This is a genomic window from Gordonia sp. (in: high G+C Gram-positive bacteria) (assembly GCF_049647785.1).
Lineage (GTDB): Bacteria > Actinomycetota > Actinomycetes > Mycobacteriales > Mycobacteriaceae > Gordonia.
In genome coordinates this window covers 35565-50694 of sequence record NZ_JBARYI010000052.1, presented here as the reverse complement: position 1 = coordinate 50694, position 15130 = coordinate 35565, and the positions used below count along the sequence as shown (strand labels likewise).

At 63.5% G+C, this 15130-nt stretch carries 14 protein-coding genes; 13 read left to right on the top strand and 1 reads right to left on the bottom strand.

The features are described from left to right. Positions 1 to 4: 4 nt before the first annotated feature. From WBA38_RS08095 to aroB, 10 genes are all read left to right on the top strand, one after another. Entirely contained in the window at positions 5 to 1150 is a 1146-nt protein-coding gene (locus tag WBA38_RS08095) for a hypothetical protein (RefSeq protein ID WP_424296565.1), read from the top strand. A 10-nt stretch (positions 1151 to 1160) separates the two neighbouring features. After that, complete coding sequence (locus WBA38_RS08090) at positions 1161 to 2525, top strand: replication-associated recombination protein A (protein WP_424296567.1); 1365 nt, start codon at positions 1161 to 1163, stop codon at positions 2523 to 2525. A gap of 64 nt (positions 2526 to 2589) precedes the next feature. Further along, on the top strand, positions 2590 to 5256 hold the full coding sequence (alaS, locus tag WBA38_RS08085) for an alanine--tRNA ligase (RefSeq protein ID WP_424296569.1): 2667 nt from the start codon (positions 2590 to 2592) through the stop codon (positions 5254 to 5256). Beyond that, positions 5253 to 5681 carry a Holliday junction resolvase RuvX gene (gene ruvX, locus WBA38_RS08080; RefSeq protein WP_424296570.1) on the top strand — a complete coding sequence of 143 codons (429 nt, stop codon included), beginning with the start codon at positions 5253 to 5255 and terminating at the stop codon, positions 5679 to 5681. The genes alaS and ruvX overlap by 4 nt, the downstream gene beginning before the upstream one ends. Positions 5682 to 5711: 30 nt before the next feature. Then, positions 5712 to 7673, top strand: coding sequence for an endolytic transglycosylase MltG (gene mltG, locus WBA38_RS08075; RefSeq protein WP_424322450.1), 1962 nt, complete (start codon positions 5712 to 5714; stop codon positions 7671 to 7673). A gap of 14 nt (positions 7674 to 7687) precedes the next feature. Continuing rightward, complete coding sequence (locus tag WBA38_RS08070) at positions 7688 to 8527, top strand: shikimate dehydrogenase (protein ID WP_424296580.1); 840 nt, start codon at positions 7688 to 7690, stop codon at positions 8525 to 8527. 81 nt (positions 8528 to 8608) lie between these two features. After that, on the top strand, positions 8609 to 9022 hold the full coding sequence (locus WBA38_RS08065) for a prepilin peptidase (RefSeq protein WP_424296573.1): 414 nt from the start codon (positions 8609 to 8611) through the stop codon (positions 9020 to 9022). 71 nt (positions 9023 to 9093) lie between these two features. Then, positions 9094 to 10308, top strand: coding sequence for a chorismate synthase (aroC, locus tag WBA38_RS08060; protein WP_424296582.1), 1215 nt, complete (start codon positions 9094 to 9096; stop codon positions 10306 to 10308). A gap of 62 nt (positions 10309 to 10370) precedes the next feature. Then, positions 10371 to 10874 carry a shikimate kinase gene (locus WBA38_RS08055; RefSeq protein WP_424296574.1) on the top strand — a complete coding sequence of 168 codons (504 nt, stop codon included), beginning with the start codon at positions 10371 to 10373 and terminating at the stop codon, positions 10872 to 10874. Positions 10875 to 10881: 7 nt separating this feature from the next. Next, complete coding sequence (gene aroB, locus WBA38_RS08050) at positions 10882 to 11997, top strand: 3-dehydroquinate synthase (protein WP_424296576.1); 1116 nt, start codon at positions 10882 to 10884, stop codon at positions 11995 to 11997. 287 nt (positions 11998 to 12284) lie between these two features. Here aroB and WBA38_RS08045 read toward each other — a convergent pair whose 3' ends face one another. Continuing rightward, entirely contained in the window at positions 12285 to 12764 is a 480-nt protein-coding gene (locus WBA38_RS08045; RefSeq protein ID WP_424322449.1) for a B-4DMT family transporter, read from the bottom strand. 58 nt (positions 12765 to 12822) lie between these two features. Here WBA38_RS08045 and WBA38_RS08040 point away from each other — a divergent pair, with 58 nt between their 5' ends. From WBA38_RS08040 to nusB, 3 genes are all read left to right on the top strand, one after another. Then, positions 12823 to 13932 (top strand): M24 family metallopeptidase, encoded by a 1110-nt coding sequence (locus WBA38_RS08040; RefSeq protein WP_424322448.1) that lies wholly within the window; start codon positions 12823 to 12825, stop codon positions 13930 to 13932. 31 nt (positions 13933 to 13963) lie between these two features. Beyond that, a complete protein-coding gene (gene efp, locus WBA38_RS08035; protein WP_424295451.1) occupies positions 13964 to 14527 on the top strand; it encodes an elongation factor P in 564 nt (187 codons plus the stop codon). A gap of 109 nt (positions 14528 to 14636) precedes the next feature. Continuing rightward, the gene (gene nusB / locus WBA38_RS08030; RefSeq protein ID WP_424295453.1) at positions 14637 to 15086 is read left to right on the top strand and encodes a transcription antitermination factor NusB; all 450 of its coding nucleotides are present in this window, start codon (positions 14637 to 14639) and stop codon (positions 15084 to 15086) included. Positions 15087 to 15130 lie beyond the last annotated feature (44 nt).

Below are 15130 nucleotides of genomic sequence, written 5' to 3'. Positions count from 1 at the left end.
ACCGATGACCGTGATTGCTGACGACCAAATCGCGTCAGTTCTGGGAGCTGCCGAGGCCGTCCTGGCGAAGCGAGCGGGCACCATGGTGCGCCTCGACGACCCGGAGGACCTCGGCGGCACAGGACGTTCAACCGTGTTGCGAGCCCGCGTGCTCGATAACCCGGTGTCTCTCGACCGCACCGTGGTGGTGAAGGCATTCGACGAGCAGACGCCAGCATCGCAGGTACTGCGCGAAATCGCGTCGTACCGTTACGCGACGGCGCTGCCGACGAATTCCCGACCCGGCCCGCAGCTGTTGGCTTCGGAACTCGCGGCCCGCGTGCTGGTTTTGACCGACTTGGGCCACGGACGTTCGATGGTGGAGGTATTGGGCTCCACCGACGAGGACGAGGTTGGGCGCGGAGTGAGCGCTTGGGGCCAAGCCCTCGGACGTATGCACGCCGCGACGCTGGGTGGCGAGGACGACTTTGCGACCCTCATGCGAATCAGCGGACGTGACCGCGGCGGCAAAGGCATTCGGGTTACCGCGACCGGCGGTGGGATCGCTGCGGAAGCTTCCGCCTCGGTGGCCGCGCACGAGGAAATCCTCGCCAAGCTTGACCTGACGTTGCCGTCGGGGTCGCGCGAATTTCTCGCCGATGCGCTGAATCTGTTCGACGGCGGTGATTTCCGAGCTTTCAGCCCGGCCGATGTGGGTCCTGAGAACATCTTGATCAACGGGGCGGGCGTCCAGTTCATGGACTACGAGTGGGGCGTATTCCGCGATGCGACCCTCGACGTTGGCTATGCGTTGGCGACCTTCCCGGCTCGCCTTTCCGTTGAGGTGCTCGGTGCACGGCAGGACCTTGAGCGGTTGCTGTACGACGCGTGGCGCGGCGAAGTGAAACCGTTATGGCCGTCGATCAGTGAGCAGAATCTGGCGCGCAGGATCTTCAAAGCACGGGCACTGTGGGTATGGCTGTCGACGTACTGGATGATTCGTGGCGACCAGAGCGGACACGACTGGGCCCTGCACACCACTGATGCCCGCGTCGTCTTGTCGCGCTGGGCCGACCTCGCCGATGCGGGCGAGACGGTCGGTGCGATTGATGAGATTGTCGATGCCGCCGACCGGATGCAAGAAGCTCTTCGCCTTTACTGGTTTGGGTGAGTGGACGCCCGTGACTGACGGACTGTTCGACGACGAGGGCACCGATGGCACCGCCACTGCGGGCTCGGCCGAGTCCGCGACGCGACCGCCGCTTGCTGTTCGGATGCGGCCGTCGTCCCTGGACGAGATCGTCGGACAGTCGCACCTGCTGGGCGAGCGTGCGCCGCTACGCAGGCTGATCGCCGGATCGGGTGCGGCATCGGTACTGCTCTACGGCCCTCCGGGCACCGGTAAGACGACGATGGCGTCGCTCATCAGTCAGGCGACCGGCGGACGTTTCGAGGCGCTGTCGGCGCTGTCGTCGGGCGTCAAGGAAGTCCGGGCGGTGATCGAGTTGGCACGCCGCCGACTGGCTCAGGGGCAGCAGACGGTGCTGTTTATCGACGAGGTTCACCGCTTCTCCAAGACACAGCAGGATGCCCTTCTCGATGCGGTCGAAAACCGCATCGTGCTGCTGGTCGCGGCAACCACCGAGAATCCGTCCTTTTCGGTGGTTGCGCCGCTGCTGTCACGATCGCTGGTGCTGCAGTTGCGGTCGCTCGACGACAACGACATCAAGACCGTGCTTGCGAGGGCGGTGGACGATCCGCGTGGCCTTAACGGTGCCGTCTCGCTAACCGACGAGGCCGTGGATCATCTCGTCGCCGTTGCCGGTGGTGATGCCCGCCGCGCGCTGACCGCGTTGGAGGCGAGCGCCGACGCCGCCGACGATGGCGGAGTAATCGACATCGCCGATGTGGAAGCGGCAATAGACAAGGCGGCCGTCCGATATGATCGCGACGGCGATCAGCACTACGACGTCACCAGTGCGTTCATCAAATCGATCCGCGGCTCGGATGTCGATGCCGCCCTGCACTACCTCGCACGCATGATTGCGGCGGGGGAGGATCCACGATTCATCGCGCGCCGACTGATGATTCACGCGAGTGAAGACGTCGGTATGGCCGATCCGATGGCGTTGCAAACCGCTGTTGCTGCGGGACAAGTGGTGGCGCTGGTCGGCATGCCGGAGGCGCAGTTGGCCCTGGCGCAAGCCACCATCCACTTGGCGACGGCACCAAAGTCGGGTGCCGTGACGTCGGCGCTTGGCAAGGCGATGAGCGACATTTCCGCAGGTAAAGCCGGTGCGGTGCCGCCGTCGCTGCGCGATGGGCATTACGCGGGGGCCAAGAAGATGGGTAATGCTGTCGGTTATCAGTTCCCGCACGACGACCCCGACGGTGTCCTCGCCCAGCAGTATCCGCCCGACCCGCTGGTGGGTGTCGACTACTACGAGCCGACCGACCACGGTTTTGAACGTGAACTTGGTCCGCGGGTGGGACGATTGCGTTCCATCGTGCGCGGACTCACATCCCGAGGGCGCTCGCGCAAATAACCTTGCCGCGCAGCGTAAACTCGACTGTTGATTATCGCCCGACTTACTAAAGGACACCGCTGCAGTGCAGACGCATGAAATCCGGAAGCGTTTCCTGGATCACTTCATCAGGGCAGGACACACCGAGGTACCCAGTGCCTCGCTGATTCTCGACGATCCAAACCTGCTGTTCGTCAATGCCGGCATGGTGCCCTTTAAGCCGTACTTTTTGGGTGATCAGACGGCGCCATACAACCGCGCCACAAGCGTGCAGAAGTGTGTCCGCACCCTCGACATTGAAGAAGTCGGCATTACCACTCGCCACAACACCTTCTTCCAGATGGCGGGCAACTTCGCATTCGGTGACTACTTCAAACGTGAAGCCATTCATTTCGCTTGGCAGTTGTTGACCAATCCCGTCGACGAAGGCGGCTTTGGGATGGATCCGACCAAGCTGTGGCCGACGGTGTACCTCGACGATGATGAGGCCGAAGCCATTTGGCGCGATGAAATCGGTGTCCCCGCCGAGCGCATCCAGCGTCGTGGCCTGGCCGATAACTTCTGGTCGATGGGCGTCCCCGGACCGTGCGGTCCATGTTCGGAAATCTTCTACGACCGCGGCCCCGAGTACGGCGTCGAAGGCGGCCCGGAAGCCGATGAGGATCGCTACATCGAGATCTGGAATCTCGTGTTCATGGAGAAGATCCGCGGTGAGGGCACCGGCAAGGACAACTACGAGATCCTTGGTGACCTGCCCCGAAAGAACATCGATACCGGTATGGGAATCGAGCGCGTCGCATGCCTGCTTCAGGGCGTCGACAACGTGTACGAGACCGACCTGATGAAACCGATCATCGACCTTGCCGCTCGCCTGACCGGGCGCGCCTACGGCTCGGGTAATCACGAGGACGACGTCCGGTTCCGCGTGGTCGCCGACCATGCACGGACCGCGGCCATGTTGATCGCCGACGGCGTGGTGCCCGGCAATGACGGCCGCGGCTACGTGCTGCGCCGTCTGCTGCGGCGCGTGGTGCGCTCGATGCGTCTGCTCGGTGACGTCCAAGCGGTGATGAACGACATTATTTCGCTGGTCATCGACACGATGAGCCCGTCGTACCCGGAGTTGGAGCAGCAACGCGAGCACATCCTGGCAGTCTCGGTCGCCGAAGAGACGGCGTTCGCCCGCACCCTCGCGGCCGGTTCCAAACTGTTCTCGGAAGCCGCCGACGCCACTCGTAAAGCCGGTAGTTCCTCGATCAGCGGCAACGATGCTTTCACGCTGCACGACACCTATGGCTTCCCGATCGATCTGACCCTCGAGATGGCCGCCGAGGCTGGCCTCGAAGTGGATCGCGAGGGCTTCACCGAGTTGATGGGCGAGCAGCGTCGTCGCGCCAAGGCCGACGCCAGCGCCCGCAAGTCGGCGCACGCCGACCACTCGGTGTACCGCGACTTCCTGGACCGCGGACCCACCGAGTTCACCGGTTTCACCGAATTGGTTTCCGAGGCCCGCGTCTTGGGCCTGGTGGCCGACGGTCAGCGTGTCCGTTCGGCTGCTCCCGGCACCGAACTGGAATTGGTGCTCGATCGCAGTCCGCTGTACGCCGAGTCCGGCGGCCAGATGGCCGACCAGGGCACGATCACCACCGGCGACGGCGTCCGACTGTCGGTCAAGGATGTGCAGAAGGTCGGTAAGAAGGTCTGGCTGCACAAGGTGGTAGTCGACGAAGGTGAGATCGTCGAAGGCGACGAGGTCCTCGCATCGGTCGATGCGGCGTGGCGTCACGGTGCCACTCAGGGGCACTCGGGTACCCACATGGTGCACGCAGCCCTGCGTCAGGTTCTCGGACCCACGGCCACGCAGGCCGGTTCGCTCAACCGACCCGGCTACCTGCGTTTCGACTTCCATGCTGCCTCGGGACTTACCGACGCCCAGCGCGAAGCGATCGAGCAGATCGCCAATCAGGCAGTGGAAGCGAACTACGCGGTCAATACGTTCGAAACTGACCTTGCCAAGGCCAAGGCGATGGGCGCGATGGCGCTCTTCGGCGAAAACTACGGTGACGAGGTTCGCGTCGTCGAAATCGGTGGACCGTTCTCGATGGAACTCTGCGGCGGTACGCACGTCTCGAGTTCGGCGCAGATCGGCCCCATCACAGTGATCGGCGAGTCGTCTGTCGGATCGGGAACGCGTCGCGTCGAGGCCTACGTCGGCATGGACTCGTTCCGCTACCTATCGCGCGAGCGGGCCCTCATGGCTGGCCTGGCTTCATCGCTGAAGGTGCCGTCGGAAGAGGTGCCGGACCGCGTCGAGCAACTGGTCCTCAAGCTGAAGGAAGCAGAGAAGACCCTCGACTCGCTCCGCGCCGAACAGGCTCGCGCCGCGGTTGCCAACCTGGTCGATCAGGGTGTCACGGTCGGCGAAACCTTGGTGGTCGCGGCACGTGTTGCCGACGGCATCGACGCCAACGGGCTCCGGACCTTGGTGACCGACCTGCGGGGCCGCATCGCTGACCGCAACGCTGTCGTCGCGTTGTTCTCGGCTGCCGGTGACAAGGTTCCATTCGCCATCGGCACCACCGATGCGGCCCGCAATGCGGGTATCAAAGCGGGCGACTTGGTTCGCGAAGTCGCACCGCTGGTCGCCGGACGCGGTGGCGGCAAGCCCGACCTCGCACAGGGTTCGGGCACCGATGCCGCAGGTATCGACGCGGCCTTGGTCCGCCTCCGCGAGGTTGTCGGCGACCGGTGATCTCACCTCGCGGGCGGCGCGTGGCCGTTGACGTCGGAAGCGTCCGTGTGGGGGTTGCCGTATGTGACCCCGACGGGATCCTGGCGACCCCGGTGGAAACGATTCGTCGTGCCAAAGATGGTTCGGATGTTGCTCGCCTGGTGGAGATCATCACCGAGTACGAGGCGATCGGCGTGATCATCGGGCTGCCGAAGACACTGCGGGACGAAGAAGGGCCCGCCGTCCGTGCGGCGCGCTACTTCGGGCGGCAGTTGACGGCCGAACTCGACGACGTCGCGATCGAGTTTTATGACGAACGACTGACCACGGTGACGGCAACTACTGCGTTGCGTGCGTCAGGAGTGAAAGCAAGGGACGCGCGTGCCGTCGTGGATCAGGCGGCTGCGGTCGCTATCCTTCAAGGATGGCTGGACTCACGGCGATGAGCTACGGGGCAACAATGAGGAGTTTTCCGAGTGTCTGATCACGATGACTCGAACGACGTGACCGGTGGACACCGGGAGAATAGGCCACCCGAAGGGGACGGTCGTCGCCAGTATTTCGCCGATTCGATGGGTGCCGGGCAGCCGGGACATCGTCATCGCCGTCGTCGGGCACCCGGTGATCCGACCACGACCGGCAGCATTCCGATTGTCCGCGTTGGGGATTCGCTTCCCGATCCGACGATCGAATACCGCACGCCCGAGCCGCCGACCGGTGAGGCGTCGCCGTATTTCCAGGTTCGATACCGGTCCAGCGATGTGGAGGGTGTGAGCTACTCCAAGCCTCCGGCAGCGGTGCCGCCGACGCAGATCCCGCCGGTGCCTCCGGTATCGCGTCGTCGCGCAGCAGTACCGCCGCCGATGCCGCCAGCGCCCCGTCCGGCACCGGCCAGTCCGGTGGTCCCACAGGTGGCGCCGGAGCCGACGGGACTTTTCGACATTCTTGATGCGACGAGCGATGAGGCCGCCGCGCCGCAAACGCGTTCTGCTGCACCGGCACCCGAGTCGGCGTACGGGGAAACCGCTGAGGTGCGCCCCGAGTATGAACCTGCCGCGTATGAACCTGCCGAGTATGAACCGGCGGCGTTTGAACCGGCCCCAATCGAACCGGAACAGTACGAGTCGCACGCGTACGACTACAACCCGGAGACGGTGATACCGCTCGAGGCGGATGCGCCGCCGTCGGAAAGTCTCGCGCCGGCATTTGCCGCATCGTTCCCGATTGATGATGTCGACAACCATGTCGGATCTGTTGGGGGAGACGACGGCGACGGTGGCGACATCGGTCGGGCGATGCCCGCTCGTAAGCGCAACCGCAAGGTGGTCTTCTCAATCTTGGCGCTGCTGCTTGTGGTCGTGTTGGTTCTCGGCGGCTTCGCCCTGAAGGCGCTCGGTCTTTTTGATTCAAATACCGACTATGACAGCGCCACCGGCAGCGGCTCGGTGCTCGTTGAGATCCCCGCGGACGCTTCGCTCCGAGAAATTGGTGACGAGTTGAGCGACGCTGGCGTTGTCGGCAGTCGGAATGCCTTCGTGAACTCGGTGGGTAATGACACCGTCGCCGCGGGTTTCTACAAGCTTCCGAAGGGGATTTCCGGGCAGGCCGCGGTCGCCAAGATGCAAGACAATGCCAACCGTGTCGGCCGCATGGTGGTGCCAGACGGACTGCAACTCGATTCCAAGAAGGGCATCGACGGCGTTGTTACGCCGGGCATCTTCGAATTGATTTCGAAGGCCACGACGGTCAAGACCGATGATCGCCAGTACGGTGTCAGCGTCCAGCAACTGGCGGAAGCCGCATCGACGGCCACGGCCGCGCAACTGGGCATTCCGTCGTGGGCGATGGACGCTTTCAACCGTATGAAAAGTGATCATCGGCGAATCGAAGGGCTCATTGCTGCCGGGACGTGGGAGGATCTGGACCCAAGTCTCGACGCCGTCGGTTTGCTGAACAAACTGATCACCGCGTCGGCGCAGCGGTTTGCCGCGTGGGGCCTGGAGTCGGGTAACAGTACCGGTCTCAACCCATACCAGACCCTCATCACGGCATCGATCGTCGAACGTGAAGCCCGCCAAGAGCAGGACTTTGCGAAGGTGTCTCGCGTAATCCTGAACCGGTTGAAGGTCGATCAACGACTGGAGATGGATTCGACTGCCAACTACACGGCGCAAATTACCAACATCGACGTCTTCGGCGAGGTCTACGAGGACGAGAACGCGTGGAACACATACCAGCACAAGGGATTGCCGATCACTCCGATTGGTGCAGTCGGCGAGCGGGCGCTTCACGCGACGCTGAACCCGGCTTCCGGTGATTGGCTGTATTTCGTGACGGTCGACAAAGAGGGCACAACCAAGTTCTCGAAAACCTACGAGCAGCAGAAGCGCAACCGTGAGGAAGCGTGCCGCAACAAGTTCCTGACGACCGGCTGCTAGTGCCAGAGCCGTCGATGGGCGCAGTTGGGGCCCGCAAGGCTGCGGTACTGGGGTCGCCGGTGGCGCATTCGAAGTCGCCCGTCCTGCATCGGGCAGCGTATGCCGCCTTGGGATTGGCTGGTTGGACATACGACGCGATCGACACGACCGCCGAGCAGCTTCCCGAACGCGTCGATACTGCCGGGCCGGAATGGGTGGGTTTCTCGGTGACAATGCCGGGCAAGCTCGCGGCGCTGGCTTTCGCGGATGTGCGTACGCGGCGCGCCGAGCTCATCGGCTCGGCGAACACCCTGGTGCGCATGGCCGATGGGTGGCGGGCAGATTGCACGGACGTCGACGGAATGACCGGAGCACTGGCCCGCGTGGGCTTGCCAACTGACGCCACCCGGGCTGTCGTCATCGGTGCTGGCGGCACGGCCCTGCCGACCGTGGCGGCCCTCGCCGAAGTGGGCATCAACGAGGTCACCGTCGTGGCGCGCAGTGCCGAGCGAGCGCGCGGTGTCATCGAGCTGGCCGAACAACTCGGGCTACGTGCGGCGGTGGTCGGATTCGACGCTGACGCCAGTCTGCGCAATGCCTGCGGCGACGCCGAGGTGACCGTGTCGACCGTCCCGGCGGCCGCTGCCGAATCGCTCATTCCCGCCGTTGTCCGGACGTCACGGCTTGTCGACGTCATTTACGATCCCTGGCCCACACCGCTTGCATCGGCGGTCGAACAAGCGGGCGGAACGGTCGTCGGTGGCATTGTGATGCTCCTCAACCAGGCCTTTAGTCAGGTCGAGCAGTTCACCGGCCGCCCCGCTCCCAAGGCCGCGATGGCAGCGGCCGTCGGATTGGGGCCCGGCGAGTTTTAGCCGCTGCGCCCTGGAGGTCGTGCCGGAACCTGTGGATGGCGGGTTCGCCGACGAGAGCCCGATCGCCGGACAATCGGGCCCATGCTGGCATTACCGATGTCGTTCACGTGGTTGGTGGTAGTTCCATGGCTTGTCGCGATTGCGGACATCGACCGACGGACAGGGCAGATCCCCAACGCGCTGGTGCTCCCTGCCATGGTGCTCACCGCGCTAGTTTCGGTGTGGCATCCCACCGTCGGGTTGGCCGCGATGGTCGCCGCAACCCCGTATGCCGCGGCATTCGCGATGCGCACCTGTGGCGGGGGAGATGTCAAGCTGGCGATAGGTTGCGGGGCACTAGTTTCCGACCCGACATTAGCGGCGTTGCTCGTGGTGGTTGCGGCCGCCGTTTCGTTGGTGCTGTGCGCGGTGAGGAAGCGATCACGGCTGCCGCACGGCCCGGCCCTGGCTGGCTCAACGGTGGCGTTCTTGGTGCTGCTTCAGGTGCTTGAGTAACCGACGAAAAGTCGCATTTGGGCAGCCGCAGTCCGGCACCGTCCGCCTGACTGTGTCTTTATGCGCGGCGTCTGGAACAATTGACCATTGTGTTGCGATGGATAACTGCCGGAGAATCCCATGGACCGGCCCTGGTGGCCCTCGTTGAGGGGATGGTCGCCGGTGTGGAAGTCACCTCGTCCGACATCTCCGAACAACTGGCACGTCGGCGCCTCGGCTACGGTCGCGGTGCCCGCATGAAGTTTGAGGCCGATAAAGTCACCGTGATCGGTGGTGTTCGTCATGGGCTGACCATGGGCGGACCGGTTGCTGTGGAAATCGGCAACACCGAATGGCCCAAGTGGGAGCAGGTCATGTCGGCCGACCCCGTCGACGCCGAAGAACTGGAAGGCAGCGCACGCAATGCCGCGCTGACTCGTCCTCGGCCGGGCCACGCCGACTACTCGGGCATGCTCAAGTACGGCTTCGACGACGCACGCCCGGTTCTGGAGCGCGCAAGCGCACGGGAGACCGCTGCCCGCGTGACCGCAGGCACCGTCGCCCGGAACTTTCTGCGTCAGGTCTTCGGGATCGAGGTGATCTCGCACGTCATCTCCATTGGTGCCAGCACGCCGTACGACGGCCCGTCGCCCAGTTACGCTGACCTCGAAGCGATTGACGCCAGCCCCGTGCGTGCGTTCGGTAAGGACGCCGAAGCGGAAATGATCACCCAGATCGACGACGCGAAGCGCGACGGAGACACGCTCGGCGGCGTCGTCGAGGTCATTGTCACCGGGGTTCCCATCGGACTTGGCTCTCACGTCAGCGGCGAGGCTCGTCTCGATTCGCGACTGGCGGGTGCACTCATGGGTATTCAAGCCATCAAGGGTGTGGAAGTTGGCGACGGCTTCGAAACGGCCCGCCGTCGGGGTAGTCAAGCCCACGACGAGATGGTGCCGGGTCCTGACGGTGTGCTGCGTTCGACTAATCGCGCAGGCGGTTTGGAAGGCGGCATGACAAACGGTGAAAGTATCCGCGTCCGTGCCGCCATGAAGCCGATCTCGACAGTTCCGCGTGCTCTGGCGACCATCGACATGAGTACCGGTGAGCCTGCCACGGCCATCCATCAGCGTTCCGACGTGTGTGCGGTCCCTGCGGCCGGCGTCGTTGCGGAAGCCATGGTGGCGCTGGTGGTCGCGCAGGCTGCGCTCGAGAAGTTTGGTGGCGACTCGGCGGCCGAGACGGCAACGAACCTTCGGGGGTACCTCGACGCCATCGAGGCACGTCCGCCGCACCCTCAGCCGTGACCACTCCGGGCGGTGCCCGTCCAGCCCCTTCGAGACATCCGGCCGCCGTGTTGGTTGGACCGATGGGGTCGGGAAAGTCGACGATCGGTCGGCTCCTGTCCCGCAAGCTCGGAGTGACGTTCGTCGACACCGACGACGAGATTGAACGCCGTTCCGGCAGAAGGATTTCCACAATCTTCGCCGAGGATGGCGAAGCCGGTTTCCGGGCGCTTGAGGCCCGCGTCGTGACCGACGTTCTCGCCAGCTATGACGGCGTGGTTTCTCTGGGCGGCGGGGCCGTCATGACCGAAGCCATTCGCACCGCGCTGGCCGGACACCGCGTGATTTACCTGAAGCTCAGCGCGGAAGCCGGATTCGCGCGGGTCGCGTCGTCGGATCGTCCGTTACTGGCTGATCCGGATCCCGCGGGTCGCTACGCCGCGTTGCTGCAGCAGCGCGAACCAACCTATCGCTCGGTCGCTGCCTTCGAGGTGGCTGCCGATCGAGAACCGCACGTCGTCATCGACGACATCCGCGCCCAACTGGAACTAGAAAACCGCCGTGGGTCGCACCGAGTTGAGGAGTGAAGTAGATATGACCGAAGCCGAACCGGTGAAAGTGGCTGTTCGCGCGGCCCACCCGTACGAGGTAACGATTGGCCGCGGCCTCCTCGGCGATGTCGCCGAGGCCGCCAAGGGTGCCGATCGTGTCACGATCATCTACCAGCCAACGCTCAAAGAGACAGCCGAGCAGATCCGTCAGTTCCTCGCCGACCGCGGCTTTGATTCGCACCGCGTGGAGATCCCCGATGCTGAGGCTGGCAAGGATCTTGAGGTGGCCGCCTTTTGCTGGGAGGTTTTCGGCCGAATCGGCATGATGCGTAACGACAAGGTGATCAGCCTGGGTGGCGGTGCGGCCACCGACCTCGCCGGCTTCGCAGCAGCCACGTGGATGCGCGGCATTGGCATCATCCACGTCCCGACGACGCTGCTGGCGATGGTTGATGCCGCAGTTGGCGGCAAGACGGGCATTAACACCGACGCGGGCAAGAACCTGGTGGGCTCGTTCCATGAACCGGACGCCGTCCTCGTCGACCTGGCGACGCTTGAGACTGTGCCGCACAACGAGATCGTCGCCGGTCTGGCCGAGGTCATCAAGTGTGGATTCATTGCCGACCCGGAGATTCTGGACATCATTGAGGCCGATCCGGCCGCCGCGATGGACCCGAAGGGGACTGTCCTGCCCGAGCTCATCCGCCGCGCCGTGCAGGTGAAGGCCGACGTGGTTTCGGCGGACCTGCTGGAGTCGTCGCTCCGGGAGATCCTCAACTACGGGCACACGCTCGGCCACGCGATCGAGCGTCGTGAGCAGTACAAGTGGCGTCACGGTGCAGCGATCTCGGTCGGCATGGTGTTCGCTGCGGAGTTGGGCCGTTTGGCCGGTCGTCTTGACGATGCAACTGCCGACCGTCATCGCACCATCCTGGAACTGGTGGGACTTCCGACGAGCTACGACGAGGACGCTCTTGCTGATCTGTTGAAGACGATGTCGGGCGATAAGAAGAACCGCTCGGGCATGTTGCGCTTCGTCGTCCTGGACGGTTTGGGCAAGCCCGGTCGCCTTGAAGCCCCGGACCCGACCCTGATCGCCGCGGCCTACTCGGCCGTCGCCGCTGGCGGCAAGAAGGGCTCCGCCCCGATCATGCTGTAGCCCGCAGCGCGCCAAGCGGCAATTTCCGCTTTTCTGTCACGATTCGACCAAGCCGTCACCAATCACCTTGATTGGTGACGGTTTTGTCGGTTCACGACGACATGCGGTGTCGGAAACGCAGACGGTAGGTTCTGGGCGTCGCACATTTCTGACGCAAGACGCGGCCGCGGACCGACACAGCCGACACCGATCAGCGTATTCGGTGACGGCTTGGTCGAATCGTGACAGAAAAGCGGAAAGACGAGGGCCGCGTAGAAGATCTACGCGGCCCTCGTCTTCTGTGGCTATTAGGCGGTGGCGAGCTCGGTGGTCTTGGCGTCCTCGAGCTTCTGTTCAGCCTTGCGCTGGTCGCGGCGGACAAAGAATCGGCCGAGGGTCGCACCGAAGAAGGCGGGCACGTAAATCAGCAACGTGATGAACGACAGTCCGGCAGTCATCTCAATCCAGAACGACGCCTGGCCGATCCCGTTGAGCCAGAAAGTGCCGAGGATCCAGCACACCAGGCAGGAGACGAAAGCGGCGAAGACTGCCGCCTTGAGCCAGCGGACCGTGAGGTCGGTGTATTCGTCGGGGTCATCGTGGGCGCGGGCATCCTTGATGCCGTCGAGACCGCCCCAAACAATGGCGACCAGCACAACGGCCAGAATGGCCAACCAGCGGCCGAGGGGAGAGGACAACGGTGCGGAAATCACCACGACACCCAGAAGAATACGGGCGACGATATGCACAATTGACATTACGACGCCACGCAGTAGCCACGAACTCATGCGAGAACCATAACTGGCACAACCCGTGTTCAACAACGTAGACATGCAGGAGAGCAGCATGAATGCCCAACGAAGAGCCCATCTTGCCGACCGACTGAGCGACGCTGACGGACCCTCCTCAGTCGACGCGATTCTGGTATCGAACCTGGTCAACGTGCGTTACCTCACAGGGTTTACCGGAAGTAATGCAGCCGTCATTGTGTGGTCTGGGAGCGCTCCAGCACCCGCGGGCCGGATCTGCACTGACGGCAGATACGTGTCGCAAGTTGCCGCGCAGGTCCCCGACTTGGAAGCGGAAATTGCCCGCAATTGCCCCGAGGCGCTACTCAAATGGGCCGTGAGCGTGAAACCTCACGCCCGGATCGGCGTCGAAGGAAATGCGATGACCATTGCCGAGTTCGCTGATCTGGAAGAACTCGCCCGAGAACTCGGAGCGCAACTCGTTCTGCGGCGCGGAACCGTCGAAGAACTGCGTGAAGTAAAAGACGCCGACGAAGTGGAATTCATCACGTCGGCATGTGCCATCGGGGACCAGGCACTGGCTTCGCTCATCGACCGAGGAATCATCGCGCCCGGTCGTACCGAGCGGGAAGTGGCCCGCCACCTGGAGTGGGAAATGTACGCCCTCGGCGCTGACGCCATCGCTTTCGAGACCATTGTCGCAGCGGGGGCCAATTCGGCGATCCCGCATCACCGGCCCACCGATGCGGTACTTGCCGTTGGTGACCTGGTCAAGATGGATTTCGGGGCGGTGCGACACGGGTATCACTCCGACATGACGCGGACCTTTGTCCTCGGCGAACCCGACGACTGGCAGCGGGAAATCTACCGCGTGGTGCAAGCCGCGCAACAGGTCGGCCGCGATGCCCTAGTGCCGGGTGCCAAACTGTCCGACATCGATGGCGCAGCGCGTCGTGTCATCGCCGACGCCGGGTACGGCGAGTACTACGTCCACGGTCTCGGACATGGTGTTGGCCTGCAGATCCACGAAGGTCCAGGAATCGGGGCCGCTGCGGGCGGTACACTGCGTGACGGCGCAACGGTCACCGTAGAGCCCGGTATTTATCTTCCCGGGCGCGGCGGTGTGCGGATCGAAGACACCCTGGTTGTCTCCGACTCCGGTCCGCGATTGCTCACGACCACACCACGGGCGCTCCGCGTCCTATAAATACGACCCCGACTTCCTCAGGAGAATACTTATGGCGTCGACTGCCGACTTCAAGAATGGCCTCGTCCTCAAGATGGAGGGCCAGCTCTGGCAGATCCTGGAATTCCAGCACGTCAAGCCGGGCAAGGGCCCCGCCTTTGTGCGTACCAAGATCAAGAACGTCCTGTCGGGCAAGATCGTCGACAAGACGTTCAACGCGGGCGTCAAGGTCGAGACCGCGACCGTTGACCGCCGCGACATGACTTACCTCTACAACGATGGCTCCGACTTCGTTTTCATGGACAGCGAGAGCTTCGAGCAGATCAACATCGCACCGGAGACCGTCGGTGGCGGCGCACAGTTCCTCCTGGAGAGCATGAAGGTCCAGGTTTCGATGCACGAGGGCGTGCCGCTGTCGGTGGAACTGCCCGTGACCGTCGAACTGATCGTTCAGCACACGGATCCGGGCCTGCAGGGCGACCGCTCCACCGGTGGTAGCAAGCCAGCCACGCTGGAGACCGGCGCTGAGGTCTCGGTGCCGCTGTTCATCAACACCGGTGACAAGCTGAAGATTGACTCGCGTGACGGTAACTACCTCGGCCGCGTCAACAACTGATCGTTTTTTCCGGAATTAGCACGCCAGCAGCGGCCCGTCGCGCGGGTAGACTGACGCGACGGGCTTGCCTCTGCAAGCTCCTTAAGACAACAAAGGCAATTCGACTCTCGTGAAGAAACCCGGTACTCGCCACAAGGCGCGCAAACGCGCGGTGGACCTGCTGTTTGAGGCGGAAGCCAAGCACTGCAAGGCCACCAAGCTGATCGAGCAGCGGCGTGAGATTTATCCGACCGACGACAGCGTTGGCCGGATGTACGACTACACCGTGCGCGTGGTCACCGGGGTGACGGCCGACTCGGCGCAGGTCGATGCGGTGATCGAATCGCATTTGGAAAACTGGAAGCTGCAACGACTCCCAGCTGTCGACCGCGCCATTTTGCGGTTGGCGGTCTGGGAACTGCTCTACGCAAACGATGTCGACATCGACGTCGTGATTGACGAGGCCGTGGAGATCGCGAAAGAGCTCTCAACCGACGATTCGCCAGCATTCGTCAACGGTGTGCTGGGTCGGGTCGCCGAATTGGCACCTCAGGTTAGAGCCGCAGCGTCAGCGGAGTAAACTCCCAAACCGTAAGCTTTAAGAAGAAGATTTTCCTTTAACGA